Below are 17,196 nucleotides of genomic sequence, written 5' to 3' on the forward strand. Positions count from 1 at the left end.
CAGCCTATCCGCCGGTCAGCCGAGCAGGAGCGCCGCAGTCAGCAGCACGGCAGGGGACACCACCGTGGTGACCAGGATCGTGTCGCGGGCCAGCACCTCACCGCGTCGGAACCGGGCGGCGTAGTTGTACACGTTCTGGGCCGTGGGCAGCCCGGCAAGGACGACCGAGGCGAGCACCGCGGCGTCGTCGAGCCGGAACGCGTACCGGGCCAGCAGGTAGGCCAGCACGGGCATGACGAGCGCCTTGAGCACCGAGGCGGTGGCGGTGGCCGCGCGCGACGTGCCGCGCGCCAGGGGCCGCGAGCCGTGCAGCGACATGCCGAACGCCATGAGCATCATCGGGATCGCGGCGCCGCCCAGGATCTCCAGGGGAGCGAGCACGACGTCGGGCAGCGACCACCCCGTGGCAGACACCACGGCCCCGGCCACCGACCCCAGGATGATCGGGTTGCGCACCGGCTGGGCCAGCACGAACCCCCACGAGACGCGGCCCGCGGTCTGCGCGTCGAGCAGCAGCAGGGTCACCGGGGCCAGCACCAGGAGCTGCAGCAGGATCACCGGCACCACGGCCGTCGGGTCGGCCAGCACGTACACCGCCACGGGCAGCCCGATGTTGTTGGCGTTGACGTAGCCGGCCGAGACCGCGCCCACGGTGGCCTCGGACGCCGTCAGGCGCAGGCGAGCCGCGTGCACCAGGAGGAACAGGCCCGCCGTGGCGAGCGCCGCGCAGGCCTGCACCAGCAGGGGGGCGTGGAACAGCTCGGCCAGGTCGGCGTCCGCGATCACCGTGAACAGCAGCGCCGGGCTCGCCACGAAGAACGCGATCCGGTTGAGCGCCTCCTGCGCGCCCGGCCCACCGATGCGCAGGCGGCCGCTGACGTACCCGGCCGCGACCACCACCGCGATGATCGCGAACCCCGTCAGGATGCCGCCCATGCCCCTCCCGCCGTCGTCGCGCCCGCGCCGTCAGGCGAGCGCGTCGCGCATGACGTCGAGGCCCACCGAGCCCAGGGCCAGGGCGCGGGCGTGGAACGCCCGGACGTCGAGGTCCTCGCCGCGCGCCCGCGCGGCGAGGCGGGCGTCCTCGCGCGCCTGCTCCCACAGGCGCTGACCCACCTTGTAGCTCGGCGCCTGGCCCGGCCACCCCAGGTACCGGGTGTACTCGAAGCGCACGAACCCCTCGGCCATGTTGACGTTCGCCTTCAGGAACGGCCAGGCCTTCTGCGCGTCCCAGGTGCCCCCGCCCCACTCCGCGGGCGCGGGCAGGCCCAGGTGCACCCCGATGTCGAACACCACGCGGGCGGCACGCATCCGCTGCGCGTCGAGCATGCCCAGCCGGTCGCCCGGGTCGTCCAGGTAGCCCAGCTCGTCCATGAGCCGCTCGGCGTACAGCGCCCAGCCCTCACCGTGCCCGGACACCCAGCACATGAGGCGGCGCCAGCGGTTGAGCGTGTGCCGCTCCACCACCGCGGCGCCGGCCTGCAGGTGGTGACCCGGCACGCCCTCGTGGAACACCGTCGTCTTCTCGCGCCACGTGCTGAACGTGGTGACCTCCGGCGGCACCGACCACCACATGCGGCCGGGCCGGGAGAAGTCGTCGCTGGGTGGCGTGTAGTAGATCCCGCCGGTCTGCGTGGGCGCGATCATGCACTCGATGGTGCGCACCGGCTCCGGGATGTCGAAGTGGGCGCCGTGCAGGTCGGCCACAGCCTGGTCGGCCGTCTCCTGCATCCAGGCGCGCAGCGCGTCGGTGCCGTGCAGCTGGTAGCGGGGGTCGGCGTCGAGCCGGGCCACCGCGTCCTCGACCGTGGCGCCCGGGCCGGCGATCTCGCGGGCCACGGCGGTCTGCTCGGCCACGACGCGCGCGAGCTCGTCCAGGCCCCACGCGTACGTCTCCTCCAGGTCGACCTCGGCGCCGAGGAACGCGCGGGAGAACCGGGCGTAGCGCTCGCGACCCACGGCGTCGGCCTCCGGGGCCCGCGGGGCCAGGTCGCGCTCGAGGAAGTCGGCGAGGCGCCCGTACGCCTCCCGCGCCGCGGCGGCGCCGTGCTCCAGCTCCTTGCGCACCAGCGAGCACGCCGCGGAGTCGTCGAGGACGGCCGCGGCCTCGGGGCCGGAGACCAGGCTCGTGAAGAACGAGCCGGCGCCGGCCAGCTCGCGCGCCTGGGCCACGCCCTCGCGCACCTGCCGCACCGCGGCGACGTTGCCGCGGTCCGCGGCCTCGCGCAGCGCGGCGACGTACCCGTCGATCGCGCCGGGCAGCAGGTTGAGGCGGGCAGCGACGTTCTCCCACGCCTCCACCGTGCCCGTCGGCATGATGTCGAACACGTCGCGCAGGCCCTGGAGCGGCGAGGCGATGTTGTTGAGGTCCGCGAGGTCCTCGGCGGCGTCGTGCAGCTCGAGGGCCAGACCCAGGCGCTCGCGCATCGCCGCGAGCGTCACGCGGTCGACGTCGTCGGCCGGTTCGAGGGCGCCCAGCTCGCGCAGCGTGGCCCGGTCCAGGTCCGCCTGCGCCTCGCGCCCGGCCGGCGAGAGGTCGGTCATGAGGTGGTCGTAGCCGGCCAGCCCGATCGCCGTCGCGGTGAGCGGGTCGAGCGCGGCCGCGCGCTCGACGTAGGAGTCGGCGACGGCGTCGATCGCGGTGGGCGTGCGGGTGGGGTGCGCGTCGGTCACGGGCGTGAGCCTACTCACCTGCCCGCAGGGAGGTGAGGGTGTTTCAGGAGCGCAGGCTCCAGCGCCAGGCGTCGGCGTGGTGCCGCCCCGAGCGGCCGCCGAAGCTCTTCGCGGTCACGCCGGCACCGTTGCCCCGCACGGAGCGGGACCGGTTGGTCCACTCGTCGATCGGCTCGACGTCGTCCGGGAGCCCGTTGGAGGCCGCCACGGCGGCGAGTCCCGCCACCAGCGCGGCGACCTCCACCTCGTCGGGCTCGCCGCGCACGATGCGCACGGCCCGTGCGGCCTCGCCCGGGCGGTCGCCCGCCTGCTCACCGGTCACTCGTCGTCCTCCTCGTCCTCGTCGTCGCCGAACCCCGGGGCGGCGCCGCGCGAGGCGGCCCACTCCACGACGTCGTAGCCGCCCTCGGCCAGCCGCGCCGTGGCCTGCTCGCCGGCCTCGTCCAGCATGTCGATGACGCCGTCGAGCGTCATGTCCGCCCCTTCGCGCGGTGCGGCGACCACGAAGCCCAGGTAGAAGGCCTCCGCACGCTCGATGCCCTCGGGCAGCTCGTGCTCGTGCGGGTGCTCGTGGTCGTCGTCCTCCGGCTCCCACACCGAGCTGGTCAGGTCCGGGTGCATGCCCAGCGCGTCGTGCAGCGCGTCGAACAGGCCCGCGTTCAGCGTCCCCACCCGGTTCTCCAGGGCGAGGATCCGCGGGTCCTCGTCGGCCTCGGCCGCGCCGAACTCGGCCCGCACGCCGACGGCGGTGCCCACGTACTCGTGCAGGGCGGCGGCCAGCGCGTCGACCGCGCGGTGCATGGGCTCGGGGTCGACGGCGTTCAGCGGCGCCGGGCCGTGCGTGGCGTCCTCGTGACTCATCGGGCGATTGTCCCTCAGGTGCGGGGGGTGGTCACAGCGGGATGTTGCCGTGCTTCTTGGGCGGCAGGCTGGCGCGCTTGGTGCGCAGGGCCCGCAGCGCCCGCACCACCTGTCCACGGGTCTCCGAGGGGCGGATCACCGCGTCCACGTAACCGCGCTCGGCTGCGTCCCACGGGTTGACGATGGCCTCCTCGTACTCCGCGGTCAGGCGCGCGCGCTCCGCCTCGACGTCGCCCCCGGCCTTCTCGACGTCGGCCAGCGCGCGGCGCTGGAGGATGTTGACCGCACCGCCGGCGCCCATGACGGCCACCTGCGCCGTCGGCCACGCCAGGTTCACGTCCGCGCCCAGCTGCTTGGAGCCCATGACGATGTACGCCCCGCCGTACGCCTTGCGGGTGATGACCGTGACCAGCGGCACGGTGGCCTCGGCGTAGGCGTAGATCAGCTTGGCGCCGCGGCGGATGATCCCCTGGTGCTCCTGGCCCACGCCGGGCAGGAAGCCGGGCACGTCCACGAACGTCAGGACGGGGATGTTGAACGCGTCGCAGGTGCGCACGAACCGGGCGGCCTTCTCGGCGGCGTCGATGTCCAGCGTGCCGGCCATGACCATCGGCTGGTTGGCGACGATGCCCACCGCCTGGCCCTCCACGTGCCCGAAGCCCACCAGCACGTTGCCCGCGAACAGCGGCTGCACCTCCAGGAACGAGTCCGGGTCCAGCACCGACTCGATCACCGTGCGCATGTCGTAGGGCTGGTTGTCGCTGTCCGGGACGAGGACGTCGAGCGCCTCGTCGTCGTCGGACGGCTCCAGGTCGATGTCCTCCGGCGGGAACGACGGCGCGTCGGAGAGGTTGTTCTGCGGCAGGTAGCCGATCAGGTGGCGCACGTAGTCGATCGCGTCGTCCTCGTCGGCGGCCATGTAGTGCGCCACGCCCGACCTCTCGTTGTGCGTGCGCGCGCCGCCGAGCGTCTCGAAGTCGACGTCCTCGCCCGTCACCGCACGGATCACGTCCGGGCCGGTGATGAACATGTTCGACGTGCCGTCGGCCATGACGATGAAGTCCGTCAGCGCGGGGGAGTAGACCGCGCCGCCCGCGCTCGGACCCAGGATGAGGGAGATCTGCGGGATCACGCCCGACGCCGCCACGTTGCGCCGGAACATCTCCGCGAACTGCGTCAGCGCCGCGACGCCTTCCTGGATGCGGGCCCCGCCGCCGTCGGAGATGCCGATGATGGGCACGCCCGTGCGCAGCGCCAGGTCCTGCACCTTGGCGATCTTCTGCCCGTGCACCTCGCCCAGCGAGCCGCCGAACACCGTGAAGTCCTGGCTGAACACGCACACCTGGCGCCCGTCCACCGTCCCGTAGCCGGTCACCACGCCGTCGCCCGGGATGCGCTTCTTGTCGAGGCCGAAGTTGCGGCTGCGGTGCGCGGCCAGCGCGTCCAGCTCGACGAACGAGCCCTCGTCGAGCAGCGCCTCGATGCGCTCACGGGCCGTCTTCTTGCCGCGCGCGTGCTGCTTGGCCTGCGCGGTCTCCTCCGGCTCGGTGATGGCTGCGGCACGGCGGCGCTCGAGGTCGGCGAGCTTGGCGGCGGTGCCGGCGAGGGTCTCGGTGGCGTCGTTCACGCAGGTGAGCCTAGTTGGGGGAGTCGCACACAGCGATGCGCGGCGCGACGCGCCCGGGCCCAGTTCTTTGGCGGTTCCCCACAACCGCCATGCGGGGCGGGGCGTGCGCGGTGCGGTGGGTGCGGCAGGATGCCCGGGTGAGCACCCCTGCCCGCGAGCCCCTCGACGCCGACCGCCTCCGCCGCGAGCTGCTGCGCCCCGCCGGGGCGTGGGCGAGCCTCGACGTCGTCCCGTCCGTGCCCTCCACCAACGCGCGGCTCGTCGAGCTCGCCTCGCACGCCGCCCGGACCGGTGCCGGCAGCGGGCCGGGCGGCCTCCCCGCGCCGGCGGCGCTCGTGGCGGAGCACCAGACGGCGGGCCTGGGTCGCGCCGGCCGCACCTGGACGACGCCGCCCGGGGCCGCTCTGACCGTCTCGGCCCTGCTGCGCCCGCAGGTGCCGCCGGAGCGGCTCGGCTGGCTGCCGCTGCTGAGCGGGCTGGCCGTGGTGCGCGTGCTGCGCGACGCCGGCGTGGCGGCCGCGCTCAAGTGGCCCAACGACGTGCTCCTGCCCGCGGCCGGACCCGTGCCGGGGCTCGGGGCCTGGCGCAAGGTGGCCGGCGTGCTGGCCCAGGTCGTGCCCGCAGCCCCGGGCGCCCGGCCCCCGGCGCGGGGTGAGGCGGGGCGACCGGGGTCGGTGGACGTCGTCGTCGGCATCGGCCTCAACGTGTCCCAGACGGCCGACGAGCTGCCGGTGCCCACGGCCACGTCGCTGGCCCTCGCGGGGGCCGGTGGCGGCGGGTCTGGTGCGCGGTGCCTCGCGGGCGACCGGACGGGGCTGCTGGTCGCGCTGCTGCGCGAGCTCGCCGCCGTCGTCGCCCGCTGGGAGGCGCACGGCGTCGGCGCGGCCGGTGCGGGCGGGGAGACGCCGCTGGCCGAGGAGTACGCGGCGGCGTCGGCCACGCTGGGGCAGGGCGTGCGCGTGGAGCTGGCCGGCGGTGCCGGGGTGATCGAGGGCGTCGCCGTGCGTGTGGACGACGACGGCGCGCTCGTCGTCGCCGGGGGCGACGGGGAGCGCGTCGTCGCCGCCGGCGACGTCCACCACCTGCGTCGGGCGTGAGCCCGCCCGGCCCCGCCTGGCGGCGGGGACGGGCGGGCGTCAGGCCGTGACGAAGCGCAGCAGGGCCTCGTTCACCTCGCCGGCGTGCGTCCACAGGAGCCCGTGGGGCGCTCCCTCGATCTCGACGTACTCGGCGTCCGGCACCAGGGCGTGGAAGCGGCGGGCCGTGGCGTCGACGGGCAGGATGTTGTCGGCCGTGCCGTGCAGGATCAGGGTCGGCAGGCCCGCCTCGCGCACCGCCTCGACGTCGGCGCGGAAGTCCTCGATCCAGCTCGGGACCACCGCGTACGCGGCGACGGGGGCGCTCGCGGTGGCGGTGTTCCAGCTCGCGGTCACCACCTCCTGGCTGATGCGGGAGCCCAGGTTCTCCTCGAGGTTGTAGAAGTCCTCGTAGAACTTGGTGAACCAGGCGTAGCGGTCGCTGCGGGCCGCCTCGACGATGCCGTCGAACACCTCCTGCGGGACGCCCTCGGGGTTGTCGTCGCGCTGGACGAGGAACGGCTCGAGCGAGGCGAGGAACGCGAGCCTGGCGACGCGGCCGGTGCCGTACGTGCGGGTGTAGCGGGCGAGCTCACCGGTGCCCATGGAGAAGCCGACGAGGATCACGTCGTGCAGGTCGAGGGTGGTGAGCACGGCGTCGAGATCGGCGGCGAACGTGTCGTAGTCGTAGCCCGCGCCCACCTTGGAGGAGCGGCCGAACCCGCGGCGGTCGTAGGTGATGACGCGGTACCCGGCGTCCAGCAGCTCGCGCGCCTGCAGCTCCCAGCTCGTGCCGTCCAGCGGGTATCCGTGGATGAGGACGACGGGCTGGCCGGTGCCGTGGTCCTCGTAGTAGAGCTCGACGGCGGTGCTGTTCTCGGTGCCGACGGTGATGTGTGCCATGACCTTGCTCCACTTCGATCGCGGGGAGAACGAGCGTTCTCCCCTGATGTGCAGTACGGTAGAGAACGATCGTTCTCAGCGCAAGGGGGAAGATGTGACCAGCGGACGAACCGCGGACGACGAGCTGCGCGAGCGCCTCGTGGAGGCCGCCGACGACCTCTTCTACGCTCGTGGGATCCAGGCCGTCGGCATGGACGCCGTGCGGGAGGCCGCCGGCGTCTCGCTCAAGAAGATCTACGCGCTGGTGGGATCCAAGGACGAGCTGGTCGTGGCCGTGCTGCGGCGGCGGGCCCGCGCGCTCCAGGAGGCCCTCGAGGCCAGCGCCGACCGCGCCGGCGACGCCCGCGCCAAGGTGCTCTCCGTCTTCGACTTCCTCGACGCCTGGTTCTGCGAGCCCGGGTTCCGCGGCTGCGGCTTCATCAACGCCTTCGGCGAGCTCGGCTCCACCACCCCCGCCGTCGCCGACGCCGTGCGCCGCCAGAAGGCAGCCTTCCGGGAGTTCGTCACCGAGCTCGTCGTCGCCGCCGGGGGCACCCCCCAGGCCGCCGTGCAGATCGCGCTCCTGGCCGAGGGTGCCCAGACCACGGCGGCGATCAGCGGCGACCCGCACGTCGCCCGGGAGGCGGGCGCCGCCGCCGCGACGCTGCTCGACGCCGCCACCCCGGCCACGGTCTGAGCGCTCCCGGCCCGCTCCCAGGCTGCGCCCCTAGACTGGCGACGTGACGAGCGACACCTCCACCGGCGCCGGCGAACCCGCGGTCTCGCCCGACGCCAGCGTCGACACCGCGGCCCGCATCGACCAGGAGATCCTCGGCGGCCCCCGCCGGTACACGCTCGACGACCTCGTGGAGGGCACCGGACTCTCGGCGGAGTTCATCGCCGGCTACTGGCGCTGGCTGGGCCTGCCCGTGCAGCACCCCACCGCCCGCTGGTTCACCGAGTCCGACATGGACGCCCTGCGCGAGATCGCCGAGCTCTCGTCCGACGAGAACCTCGACGAGCAGGCCCTGCGCACCCTCGTGCGCTCCCTCGGCCACAGCACCGAGCGTCTCGCGCTGTGGCAGGTCGAGGCCTTCGTCGAGCATCTCGGGCGCGAGTACTCGCTCGACGACGTCAGCGCCCGCCTCACGACCATCGACCGCATGCCGCGGCTGGCCGACGTGCTCGCCCGCCAGCTCGAGCACGCCTGGCGCCGCCAGCTCGCCGCCGTCACCGGCCGGCTCGCCACCGAGTTCGCCGGCGCTCGCGGCGAGGACCGCGCCGACGAGCACCAGCTGCCCCTGAGGCGCGCCGTCGGGTTCGCCGACATCGTCAGCTTCACCAAGCGCACCGCCGGCCTCGGGTCGCACGAGCTCAGCGAGTTCGTGCAGAACTTCGAGACCCGGGCCCGCGACGTCGTCATCGAGGCCGGCGGGCGCGTGGTCAAGACGGTGGGCGACGCCGTCCTGTTCATCGCCGACGACGTCACCACGGGGGCCGAGGTGGCCCTCGGCCTGGCCACCCCCCACCCCAGCGGCATGGAGATCCCCGTGCGCGTCGGGTTCGTCTGGGGCCGGGTGCTCTCCCGGTTCGGCGACGTGTTCGGCCCCTCGGTCAACCTCGCCTCGCGGCTGACCGAGCTCTCCGACTCCGGCCAGGTCCTCGTGGACCCGCCCACCGCGGCCCTGCTGGCCACCTCGTCGCGCTACGCCCTCACCGAGCAGCCCGAGACGGAGGTCCAGGGGCTCGGCTCCCTGCGGCCGGTGCGGCTCCAGCGCTCCTACACCGGGGCGTGACGGCCTGACTGCCTGACAGCTACCGGGACCGCGGCGGTGCCGGTGCTGCCGGCGTGCGGGGGAGGTCGGCGTCGAGCGGCTCGGGCTCCGGATCGAGAAGGCTCGGCCCGTCGTTGCGCACCGAGCTCACCAGCGGGCGCACGGGGCGCAGGTCGAACTCCTCGAGCGGGGAGCCCAGCAGCCGGGCAGCCTGCTCGGCACCCACCGCGGGGTCGAGCCACTCGTCCCACGCCTCGCCGGGCAGCGCCACGGGCATCCGGTCGTGCAGGTGCGCCATCGGGGCGCTCGCGGCGGTGGTGACGATCGTGGTGGAGACGAGCCAGCGGTCCGGGTCGTCGTCGGCCCTGGACGGGTCGCGCCAGAACTCGTACAGCCCGGCGAGCAGCACCGGGTCGTCGCCGCGGTGGATCCAGTACGGCTGCTTGGCCGCCTTCGCCCGGGGCGCGGCGCCGGGCGGCAGCGGCAGCCGGCGCCACTCGTAGTAGCCGTCAGCCGGCACCAGGCAGCGGCGCACGGCGAGCGGCTTGGCGAAGGCCCGCTTGGTGAGCAGCGTCTCGGAGCGGGCGTTGATCATGCGCGGGCCGACGGAGGGGTCCTTGGCCCAGCCGGGCACCAGCCCCCAGCGGGCGACCTGCAGCGACCGCGTGATCTCGCCCGTGCTGCGGCCCTCGACGCGAGCGGGGCGTTCCACCACGATGCGCACGTCGTCGGTGGGAGCGACGTTCCACGACGGCGGCAGGAGCCGGGCGTCCTCGGCGAGCTCGGCGAGGGCGACGTCGTCGGCGAGGTCCTGGGCGTCACGGAAGGAGGCGTATCTGCCGCACATGCCTCCATCTTCCCGTCAGCCTCCGACGGCGAAGGGCTCGTAACGTTTCGACTAGGATGGCGGCCATGCCCGACCAGCTTCCGTCCTCACGCGCGCACGGCCGCAGCGCGGCCAAGTGGGTGCTCATGCTCGGGGCGCTGGCCGCGCTGCCGGCGTTCACCGTCGACATGTACCTGCCGTCGCTGCCCGACGTCGCCCGGGAGCTCGGCTCGACCGACACGCTCGCGCAGCTGACCATCTCCGCCATGCTCGTGGGCGGTGGTGTCGGGCAGCTGGTCATCGGGCCGCTCTCCGACAGGTTCGGCCGCCGCACCCCGCTGCTGTGGGGCCTGGTGCTGCAGGTCGTCACCTCGATCCTGTGCGCCGTCGCCACCGACATGGGCGTGCTCATCGCGCTGCGCCTGCTCCAGGGCTTCTGCAACGCCGCGTGCGGCGTGGCCGCCGTCGCGGTGGTCCGCGACCGGTTCGTGGGGGCCGAGGCCGCCCGCATCCTGTCCCGGCTCATGCTCGTCATCGGTGTCGCACCCATGCTCGCGCCGACGCTGGGCTCGGCCATCGCCGCCCACACCTCCTGGCGCTGGATCTTCGCCGTCCTCGCCCTCCTCGGCGTCGTGCTGGGTCTCGTCGTCCTCCTCGTCATGCCCGAGACGCTGCCGCCCGCGCGGCGTCGCCCGGGTGGTGCCCGCTCCGCGCTCACCGGCTACGGCACCCTCCTGCGCGACCGCCAGTTCATGGCGCTGGCCGTCATCCCCGGCCTCGGCATGGCCGTGCTCATGAGCTACGTGGTCGGCTCCCCGTTCGTGTTCCAGGAGCACTTCGGTCTCGGCAAGGGCCAGTTCGCGCTCCTGTTCGCCGTCAACGGGCTCGGGCTGGTGGTCTCCGCCCAGATCAACGCCGCGCTGGTGCGCCGTGTGGCCCCGGTGCGTCTCCTGCGCGCCGGCCTCGTGCTCCAGGCCCTGTGCGCCGTGCTGCTCCTGGTCGTCGCCGTCACCGAGGCCGGCGGGCTGCTGGGGCTCCTCGTGGTGCTGTGGTGCGTGCTCGCCTTCCAGGGGCTGATCCCCGCGAACGCCTCGGCGCTCGCCATGTCCCGGCACGGGGAGATCGCCGGGTCGGCCGCCGCCGTGATCGGCGCCGTGCAGTCCGGGGTGTCCGGCCTGGTCAGCCCGCTCGTCGGCCTGCTGGGCGGTGGCGCGGTGGCGATGTCGGTGGTCATGCTCGCCGCGGTGCTGGGTGCCATCGTGGTGCTCGCCGCCGCCACGCCCGCCTTCCGCAAGGGCGGGTGGCACCTGGCCGCCTGACGCCAGGGCACCACGACGCCCAGCGGGCATCCAGGAATTCACCCGCTCGCCGACGGCGGTTCACAGGCTCGTGGTGGCGCCCTCACCCGGTCGGGGTGAGATCCGGGCATGCGAACCACACTCGTGCGCACGGTCGCGGCCACCATCGCCGCGACGCTCCTGCTTCCCTCGGCCGCGGTCGCCGCCGAGAAGGGCGCCGGCCACGGCGACGCCGCTCGTGGTGGGAAGGGCTCCACCACCACCCACGTCCAGCCCACCCTGGTCGGCCGCGCCACGCTGCCGGCCGACTTCCTCGCGGACGGGCCGCCGTCGGGCGCCGCCATGACACCCGCCAACGGGCGCCAGGGCCCGCTGCCCGGCCAGGTGATCCCCGGCTTCTCCGCCATGGTCGACAACGGCGACGGCACCTTCTGGGCCCAGCCGGACAACGGGTTCGGCTCCAAGAGCAACTCCGCCGACTTCCTGCTGCGCAACTACCTGGTCAAACCGCACTGGGACACCGGCGAGGCGGCGAAGGGCAAGGGCAAGGGCAAGGGCGGCAAGCCGGGCACGGGCAGCGGTGACATCGACGTGCTGCGCCACATCACCTACAACGACCGCAACCGGGTGCTCGACTTCCCGATCGTCAACGAGGACACGCCCGACCGGCTGCTCACCGGCGCAGACTTCGACGTCGAGTCCGTGGTGCTCGCCAAGGACGGCACGTTCTGGGTGGGGGAGGAGTTCGGGCCCTTCATCCTCCACTTCGACGCCGACGGCACGCTGCTGTCGAAGCCGTACCCCATGCCGGGCGGCCGCAAGGCGGCCGACAACCCGTACCGGGGGCAGGACGAGGAGCCCACCGTGCGCTCCAGCCGAGGCTTCGAGGCCATGTCCGCCTCGCCCGACGGTCGCTACCTGTACCCGGTGGCCGAGGGCGTCTACCCGGACGACCCGGACCAGCGGCGCCGCGAGGTGCTCGAGTTCGACACCCGCAAGGGCCAGTACACCGGCCGGACCTGGAGCTACCAGGCCGACCAGGAGGCCAACGTGATCGGCGACTCGTTCACCGTGGGCAAGGACCGGTTCTGGTTCGTGGAGCGTGACGACTTCCAGGGCGCCGCCTCCGTGACCAAGCGCGTCTACGAGGTGGACCTGCGCCGCACCGACCACGAGGGGTACGTCACCAAGTCGCTCGTGCTCGACGCCCTGCGGATCGAGAACCCGCACCGCATCGACGCCGGCGAGGGCTACGGGCTGGGAGAGACGTACTCGCTGCCCGTCCAGTCGTTCGAGACGGTGCTGCGCCTCAAGGACGGCCGCGTGTTGATCGGCAACGACAACAACTATCCCGGCAACGACTCGCGCGTGCCCGGCACGCCCGACGACACCGAGATGGTGGTGGTCGAGCTCAAGAAGGTGCGCTCGCAGGACGCCGGCGTGCCCGTCGTCGCCCACCGTGGCGCCTCCGGCTACCGCCCCGAGCACACCCTGGCCGCCTACCAGGAGGCCATCCTCCAGGGCGCCGACTACATCGAGCCCGACGTCGTCGCCACCAAGGACGGCGTTCTCGTGGCCCGCCACGAGAACGAGATCGGCGCCACCACGAACGTCGCCGACCACCCCGAGTTCGCCGACCGCCGCACCACCAAGACCATCGACGGGCGGCCCGTCACCGGCTGGTTCACCGAGGACTTCACCCTCGCCGAGCTGCGCACCCTGCGCGCCAAGGAGCGCATCCCCGCGACCCGGCCCCAGAACACCGAGTTCGACGGCCTCTACCAGGTGCCCACGCTCGACGAGGTCATGGACCTCGCACGCCACTCGCGCACCCTCACCGGCAAGCCCGTCGGCGTCTACCCCGAGACCAAGCACCCCACGTACTTCGCCTCCATCGGCCTGCCCCTCGAGGAACCCCTCGTCCACGAGCTGCGCAACAACGGCCTCGACTCCGCCAAGGCGCCTGTCATCGTGCAGTCGTTCGAGACCGGCAACCTGCGCAAGCTCGACCGGCTCACCAAGGTGCGTCTCGCGCAGCTGGTCTCCAGCAGCGGCGCACCCTACGACCTGGTCGCCGCCGGGGACCGGCGCACCTACGCCGACCTGGTCACCCCCGCCGGCCTGCGCGAGATCGCCCGCTACGCCGACGCCGTCGGGCTCGAGAAGAACGTCATGATCCCGCGCCAGGCCGACGGCACCCTCGGCCGCCCGACGCCGGTGATCCGCGACGCGCACCGCGCCGGTCTCGAGGTGCACGGCTGGACCTTCCGCCGGGAGAACCAGTTCCTGCCCGCCGAGCACCGCTCCTCTGCCGACCCCCACGGCATCGGCGACGTCGAGGGCGAGATCCGTGCGTTCCTGCGCGCCGGCATGGACGGGTTCTTCACCGACAACCCCGACCTGGGTGTCGCCGCGCTGCGCCCCTGACCCACCCACCGGCACCACCTACCCGGCAGGGCCCGGGCCGCCACCGCGGCCCGGGCCCCGCCACACCCCGTCCCCACCGGCGTGATCGGCCTCCCACCCCCTAGGGTCGGAGCGTGCCCACCACCCTGCCGCGGCACGCGGCCCACCGGCGTGCCCACCGCATCGCGCGCGGCACCGCCATGGTCCTCACCGCCGTGCTCGCGTTCGCCGGAACCGGCGCCGTCGCCGCATACCTCGACTTCAAGGACGACATCGACGTCTCCGACGTCGACGCGCTCCTCGGCACCGACAGGGCGACGCCGTCGCGCGACCCTGACGACCCGTTCAGCGGACGAGCCCTCAACATCCTCGTCATGGGCACCGACTACCGCGGCGAGGGCAACGACGCGCTCGCCGGGGACGGCGACGAGTTCCACTCTGACACCACGCTGCTCGTGCACGTCGCCGGGGACCGCAGCCGCATGGAGATCGTCTCTATCCCGCGCGACTCCCTCGTCGACATCCCGGCCTGCCCGCTGCCCGGCGGCGGCCAGAGCTCCCCGCGCCGCAACGCCATGTTCAACTCCGCCTTCGCCATCGGCGGCGGGCCCAGCAAGGACGTCACCGGCGCCGCCGCATGCACCATCCGCACCGTCGAGACCCTCACCGGGGTGCCCATCACCGACCACGTCGTCGTCAAGATGAACGGCGTCATCGGCGTGGTCGACGCCATCGGCGGGGTGCCCATGTGCCTCCCCGAGCCCGTCAAGGGCAACAACCACGTGGACCTCGACCTGCCCGCCGGCGAGGTGCGCCTCGACGGCTACCAGTCCATCAACTTCCTCCGCGCCCGCAAGGGCCGCGGCATGGGCCTGGAGCTGGGCAGCGACCTCGCTCGCATCCAGCGCCAGCAGTCCTTCGTCGACGCGATGGTCCGCGAGATCCTCGCCCAGAACGTCATCACCGACTCGCCGCGCCTCTACCGGCTCGTCCAGGCCGTGCTCAAGTCCATCTCCACCAACCCCGGCCTCGCCGACCCCGCGGCGCTCGCCGGCCTCGCCTGGAGCGTGCGCGGCATCGACCCGGCCGACATCGTGTTCACCTCGCTGCCCGTGGTCAACGCGCCGCGCGACCCCAACCGCGTGGTGTGGGTCGAGCGCGAGACGGACAAGATCTGGGAACGCATCGCCGCCGACCAGCCACCGGGCTGGGATCCGTCCCAGGAGCCCGAGCCGTCCGACGGCGGTGGCGACGCAGGGGGCAGCTCCACCGGCCCGTCCGGGTCGCCGGCGCCGTCCGCGCCCGACGCCGCCAGCCCGCCGCCGGACGAGCCGGCCCCGGGCGACACCGGTGTGCCGTCGCCCGGCTCCAGCGCCCCCGCGGCCGAGGAGCCGTCGCCCAGCCCGACACCGTCCCTGCTGCCCGGCGTCTGCGGCTGACAGCGGCACGGCCGCTCGAAGGACCACCGGTGGTCGCCGCCTGGGGTCGGCGTACGGCGGTGGGCGAGGGCGGTGCACGACGGCGGTCGGCCTGGGCCTGCGTCCGCGCCTCGCGCGCCCGGGTGGCTCGGGGCGCCGGGCCTACGGGTGGCGCAACGCGACCAGGCGGTCCACCGCTTCCCGCAGCACGTGCTCCTGCTTGACGAACGTGAACCGCACCGCCGTGCGAAGACGCTCGTGCGTCGCCGAGCCGGCCCGGCAGAACGCCGTCATCGGGATCGCCACCACCCCGGCGAGCTCGGGCAGCCGGCGGCACAGCTCGACGCCGCCGGCCGGTGACCCCTCGACGTCCGTGAGACCGAGCCGCTCCACCAGGCGCGCGCCGTCCGCCACGACGAAGTACGTGCCGCGAGGCACGATCACGTCGAAGCCCGCCTCGCGCAGCCCGCTGCACAGCAGGTCCCGGCGCGCCGCCAGCGACCTGGCCAGCGCACGCGGCGTCTCGTCGTCGGCCAGCGCCTGCGCGATCGCTGGCTGGAACGGCGCCCCCGAGACGAACGTCAGGAACTGCTTCACCGTGCGCGCCGCCGTCACCAGCTCCGCAGGGCCGTGCACCCACCCGATCTTCCACCCGGTGAGGCTGAACGTCTTGCCGCTGGAGGAGATCGTCAGCGTGCGCTCGGCCATGCCCGGCAGGGTCGCGACCGGCACGTGCACCGCACCGTCGAACGTGAGGTGCTCGTAGACCTCGTCCGTGACCACGATCGCGTCCCGCTCGCGCGCCACCTGCGCCACCACCTCCAGCTCGGCGCGCGTCAGCACCGTGCCGGTGGGGTTGTGCGGGGTGTTGACCAGGATGATCCGGGTACGGTCGCTGGCCGCGGCGCGCAGGGCCTCGACGTCGAGACGGAAGCCCTCGGGGGTGGGTGCGAGCGCGACCGGCACGTGCGTGGCGCCGGCGAGCGCGACGACGGCGGCGTGCGCGTCGTAGAACGGTTCGAGCGTGATCACCTCGTCGCCAGGTCCGGCGAGTGCGAGCACCGAGGCGGCCAGGGCCTCGGTGGCCCCGGTGGTGACCAGCACCTCGGTGTCCGGGTCGACGTCGAGCCCGTAGCGGCGCCGCTGGTGGTCGGCGACGGCGGCGCGCAGCTCGGGGATGCCAGGCCCGGGCGGGTACTGGTTGACGCCCGCCTGGATCGCCGCGACCGCGGCTGCTTTGACGTCGTCCGGCCCGTCGACGTCGGGGAACCCCTGGCCCAGGTTGATCGCTCCCGTGCGCGCGGCCAGCGCGGACATCTCCGCGAAGACCGTGGCGGCGACCTCGCCGCCGGGGGAGAGCAGTCCGGTGGCGCGGGCGACGTCCTGCCAGGCGCCGCGGGGGAGGGACGTCATGGTCGCGAGACTAGCCCTGAGCACGTGGCCAGGCCGGGGCGTCTCACCGGGTGCCGCGGGGAGCCCGGGACGCCGGTGGCTACCCGCCGACGTCGGCGTAACGGTCCACGACCGCCACGTGGCCCGCCTCGACCGGGACGGCCAGCGGGACCCAGCCGCGCAGGCCGCTGGGCACGAACGGCAGCGGCACCTCCAGCCGTACCCGCACGCCCACGCTCGCGTCCGGGGTCAGGCACGGGTCCGCCGAGCACTCGAACGTCAGCACGCCCGGCTCGTGCGCCGCCCCGCGGTCGAAGCCCTGGTCCGCGAAGGCGATGGCCGTCGCCGTGTGGGCCCGGGCGAGCCCCTGACCGGTGCTCGACGCCGTCACCATCGCGCGGGCAGCCTCCCGCGCGGCGCCCTCGGCCGCGAAGGCTCCTGCCTGCAACCGCCCGGCCACCAGCACGAGGTAGATCAGGGGGATCAGGAGGAGCACCGCCGTGCCGATGAACTCGACCACGGCGCTGCCGCGCTCGCCGTCGCCCTGCTGCTGCGGTGGCTCGTCCTGCACGCTCATCCCTCCTCCAGCGCGTGACCCTGGACGGTCATGGCCCCCGACGGCCCGAGGACGCCGACCACCGGGAACGGCGTCCGCACCGTCACCTCCACCACCGGCAGGCCGTCCACGTGGGTGCGGCCGACGGTCACGTCGCTCGCGTAGCGGGCCGACAACGACGTGCTGAGCAGCTCACGGGTCCGCGCGGCGCCGTCAGCCGCCGTGCGGTCTGCGCGTGCGGCGACACGCGCACCCTCGGCCGCGGCGTCGATCGCCAGCGCGCGGACGTGCTGCACGAACCCCACCTGGGCAACGGCGAGGAAGATCGCGACGACGAGGGCCGCGACCATGGCGAACTCGGCCACGGCCGACCCCCGCTCGTCGGCACCGCCATGACCCGGGTCGG

At 74.0% G+C, this 17,196-nt stretch carries 16 protein-coding genes; 6 read left to right on the top strand and 10 right to left on the bottom strand.

Annotated features, from left to right (window positions below):
• Nucleotides 1–15: 15 nt before the first annotated feature.
• The 5 genes from DNL40_RS01670 to DNL40_RS01690 are packed head-to-tail and all read right to left on the bottom strand — an operon-like array spanning nucleotide 16 to nucleotide 5,161.
• Nucleotides 16–936 (bottom strand): AEC family transporter, encoded by a 921-nt coding sequence (locus DNL40_RS01670; RefSeq protein WP_111249481.1) that lies wholly within the window; start codon nucleotides 934–936, stop codon nucleotides 16–18.
• A 30-nt stretch (nucleotides 937–966) separates the two neighbouring features.
• A complete protein-coding gene (locus DNL40_RS01675) occupies nucleotides 967–2,673 on the bottom strand; it encodes a DUF885 domain-containing protein (RefSeq protein WP_111249482.1) in 1,707 nt (568 codons plus the stop codon).
• 43 nt (nucleotides 2,674–2,716) lie between these two features.
• Nucleotides 2,717–2,995 (bottom strand): acyl-CoA carboxylase epsilon subunit, encoded by a 279-nt coding sequence (locus DNL40_RS01680; protein WP_245885570.1) that lies wholly within the window; start codon nucleotides 2,993–2,995, stop codon nucleotides 2,717–2,719.
• Entirely contained in the window at nucleotides 2,992–3,534 is a 543-nt protein-coding gene (locus DNL40_RS01685; RefSeq protein WP_111249483.1) for a hypothetical protein, read from the bottom strand. Before DNL40_RS01685 ends, DNL40_RS01680 begins: the two co-directional genes overlap by 4 nt.
• Before the next feature lie 31 nt (nucleotides 3,535–3,565).
• Nucleotides 3,566–5,161, bottom strand: a complete 1,596-nt coding sequence (locus tag DNL40_RS01690) for an acyl-CoA carboxylase subunit beta (protein WP_111249484.1) — start codon at nucleotides 5,159–5,161, stop codon at nucleotides 3,566–3,568.
• A 137-nt stretch (nucleotides 5,162–5,298) separates the two neighbouring features.
• Here DNL40_RS01690 and DNL40_RS01695 point away from each other — a divergent pair, with 137 nt between their 5' ends.
• Nucleotides 5,299–6,258: a biotin--[acetyl-CoA-carboxylase] ligase gene (locus DNL40_RS01695; protein ID WP_245885571.1), complete on the top strand. Its 960-nt coding sequence runs from the start codon at nucleotides 5,299–5,301 to the stop codon at nucleotides 6,256–6,258.
• Nucleotides 6,259–6,297: 39 nt separating this feature from the next.
• On the opposite strand, the gene DNL40_RS01700 is transcribed toward DNL40_RS01695, so the two are convergent.
• On the bottom strand, nucleotides 6,298–7,140 hold the full coding sequence (locus DNL40_RS01700; protein ID WP_111249486.1) for an alpha/beta fold hydrolase: 843 nt from the start codon (nucleotides 7,138–7,140) through the stop codon (nucleotides 6,298–6,300).
• 94 nt (nucleotides 7,141–7,234) lie between these two features.
• Between DNL40_RS01700 and DNL40_RS01705 the strand changes: the two genes are divergently transcribed.
• Nucleotides 7,235–7,816, top strand: a complete 582-nt coding sequence (locus DNL40_RS01705) for a TetR/AcrR family transcriptional regulator (protein WP_245885572.1) — start codon at nucleotides 7,235–7,237, stop codon at nucleotides 7,814–7,816.
• Between the two features lie 43 nt (nucleotides 7,817–7,859).
• Nucleotides 7,860–8,915 (top strand): adenylate/guanylate cyclase domain-containing protein, encoded by a 1,056-nt coding sequence (locus DNL40_RS01710; RefSeq protein WP_111249488.1) that lies wholly within the window; start codon nucleotides 7,860–7,862, stop codon nucleotides 8,913–8,915.
• A 19-nt stretch (nucleotides 8,916–8,934) separates the two neighbouring features.
• Here DNL40_RS01710 and DNL40_RS01715 read toward each other — a convergent pair whose 3' ends face one another.
• Nucleotides 8,935–9,741: an SOS response-associated peptidase gene (locus DNL40_RS01715; protein ID WP_111249489.1), complete on the bottom strand. Its 807-nt coding sequence runs from the start codon at nucleotides 9,739–9,741 to the stop codon at nucleotides 8,935–8,937.
• Between DNL40_RS01715 and DNL40_RS01720 the strand changes: the two genes are divergently transcribed.
• From DNL40_RS01720 to DNL40_RS01730, 3 genes are all read left to right on the top strand, one after another.
• Nucleotides 9,729–11,039: a multidrug effflux MFS transporter gene (locus DNL40_RS01720; protein ID WP_281268418.1), complete on the top strand. Its 1,311-nt coding sequence runs from the start codon at nucleotides 9,729–9,731 to the stop codon at nucleotides 11,037–11,039. The genes DNL40_RS01715 and DNL40_RS01720 overlap by 13 nt on opposite strands.
• 108 nt (nucleotides 11,040–11,147) lie before the next feature.
• Nucleotides 11,148–13,445 carry an esterase-like activity of phytase family protein gene (locus DNL40_RS01725; RefSeq protein WP_111249491.1) on the top strand — a complete coding sequence of 766 codons (2,298 nt, stop codon included), beginning with the start codon at nucleotides 11,148–11,150 and terminating at the stop codon, nucleotides 13,443–13,445.
• A gap of 113 nt (nucleotides 13,446–13,558) precedes the next feature.
• Nucleotides 13,559–14,863, top strand: a complete 1,305-nt coding sequence (locus DNL40_RS01730) for an LCP family protein (protein WP_245885575.1) — start codon at nucleotides 13,559–13,561, stop codon at nucleotides 14,861–14,863.
• A gap of 141 nt (nucleotides 14,864–15,004) precedes the next feature.
• Here DNL40_RS01730 and DNL40_RS01735 read toward each other — a convergent pair whose 3' ends face one another.
• The 3 genes from DNL40_RS01735 to DNL40_RS01745 form a co-directional block, all read right to left on the bottom strand.
• On the bottom strand, nucleotides 15,005–16,255 hold the full coding sequence (locus DNL40_RS01735) for a pyridoxal phosphate-dependent aminotransferase (RefSeq protein WP_111249492.1): 1,251 nt from the start codon (nucleotides 16,253–16,255) through the stop codon (nucleotides 15,005–15,007).
• A gap of 79 nt (nucleotides 16,256–16,334) precedes the next feature.
• Nucleotides 16,335–16,805, bottom strand: coding sequence for a pilus assembly protein (locus DNL40_RS01740; protein WP_245885576.1), 471 nt, complete (start codon nucleotides 16,803–16,805; stop codon nucleotides 16,335–16,337).
• Between the two features lie 2 nt (nucleotides 16,806–16,807).
• Nucleotides 16,808–17,155 (bottom strand): TadE/TadG family type IV pilus assembly protein, encoded by a 348-nt coding sequence (locus DNL40_RS01745; RefSeq protein WP_111249494.1) that lies wholly within the window; start codon nucleotides 17,153–17,155, stop codon nucleotides 16,808–16,810.
• Between the last annotated feature and the right edge of the window lie 41 nt (nucleotides 17,156–17,196).

The sequence above is a fragment of the Xylanimonas oleitrophica genome (genome assembly GCF_003244315.1).
GTDB classification, from domain to species: Bacteria; Actinomycetota; Actinomycetes; order Actinomycetales; family Cellulomonadaceae; genus Xylanimonas_A; species Xylanimonas_A oleitrophica.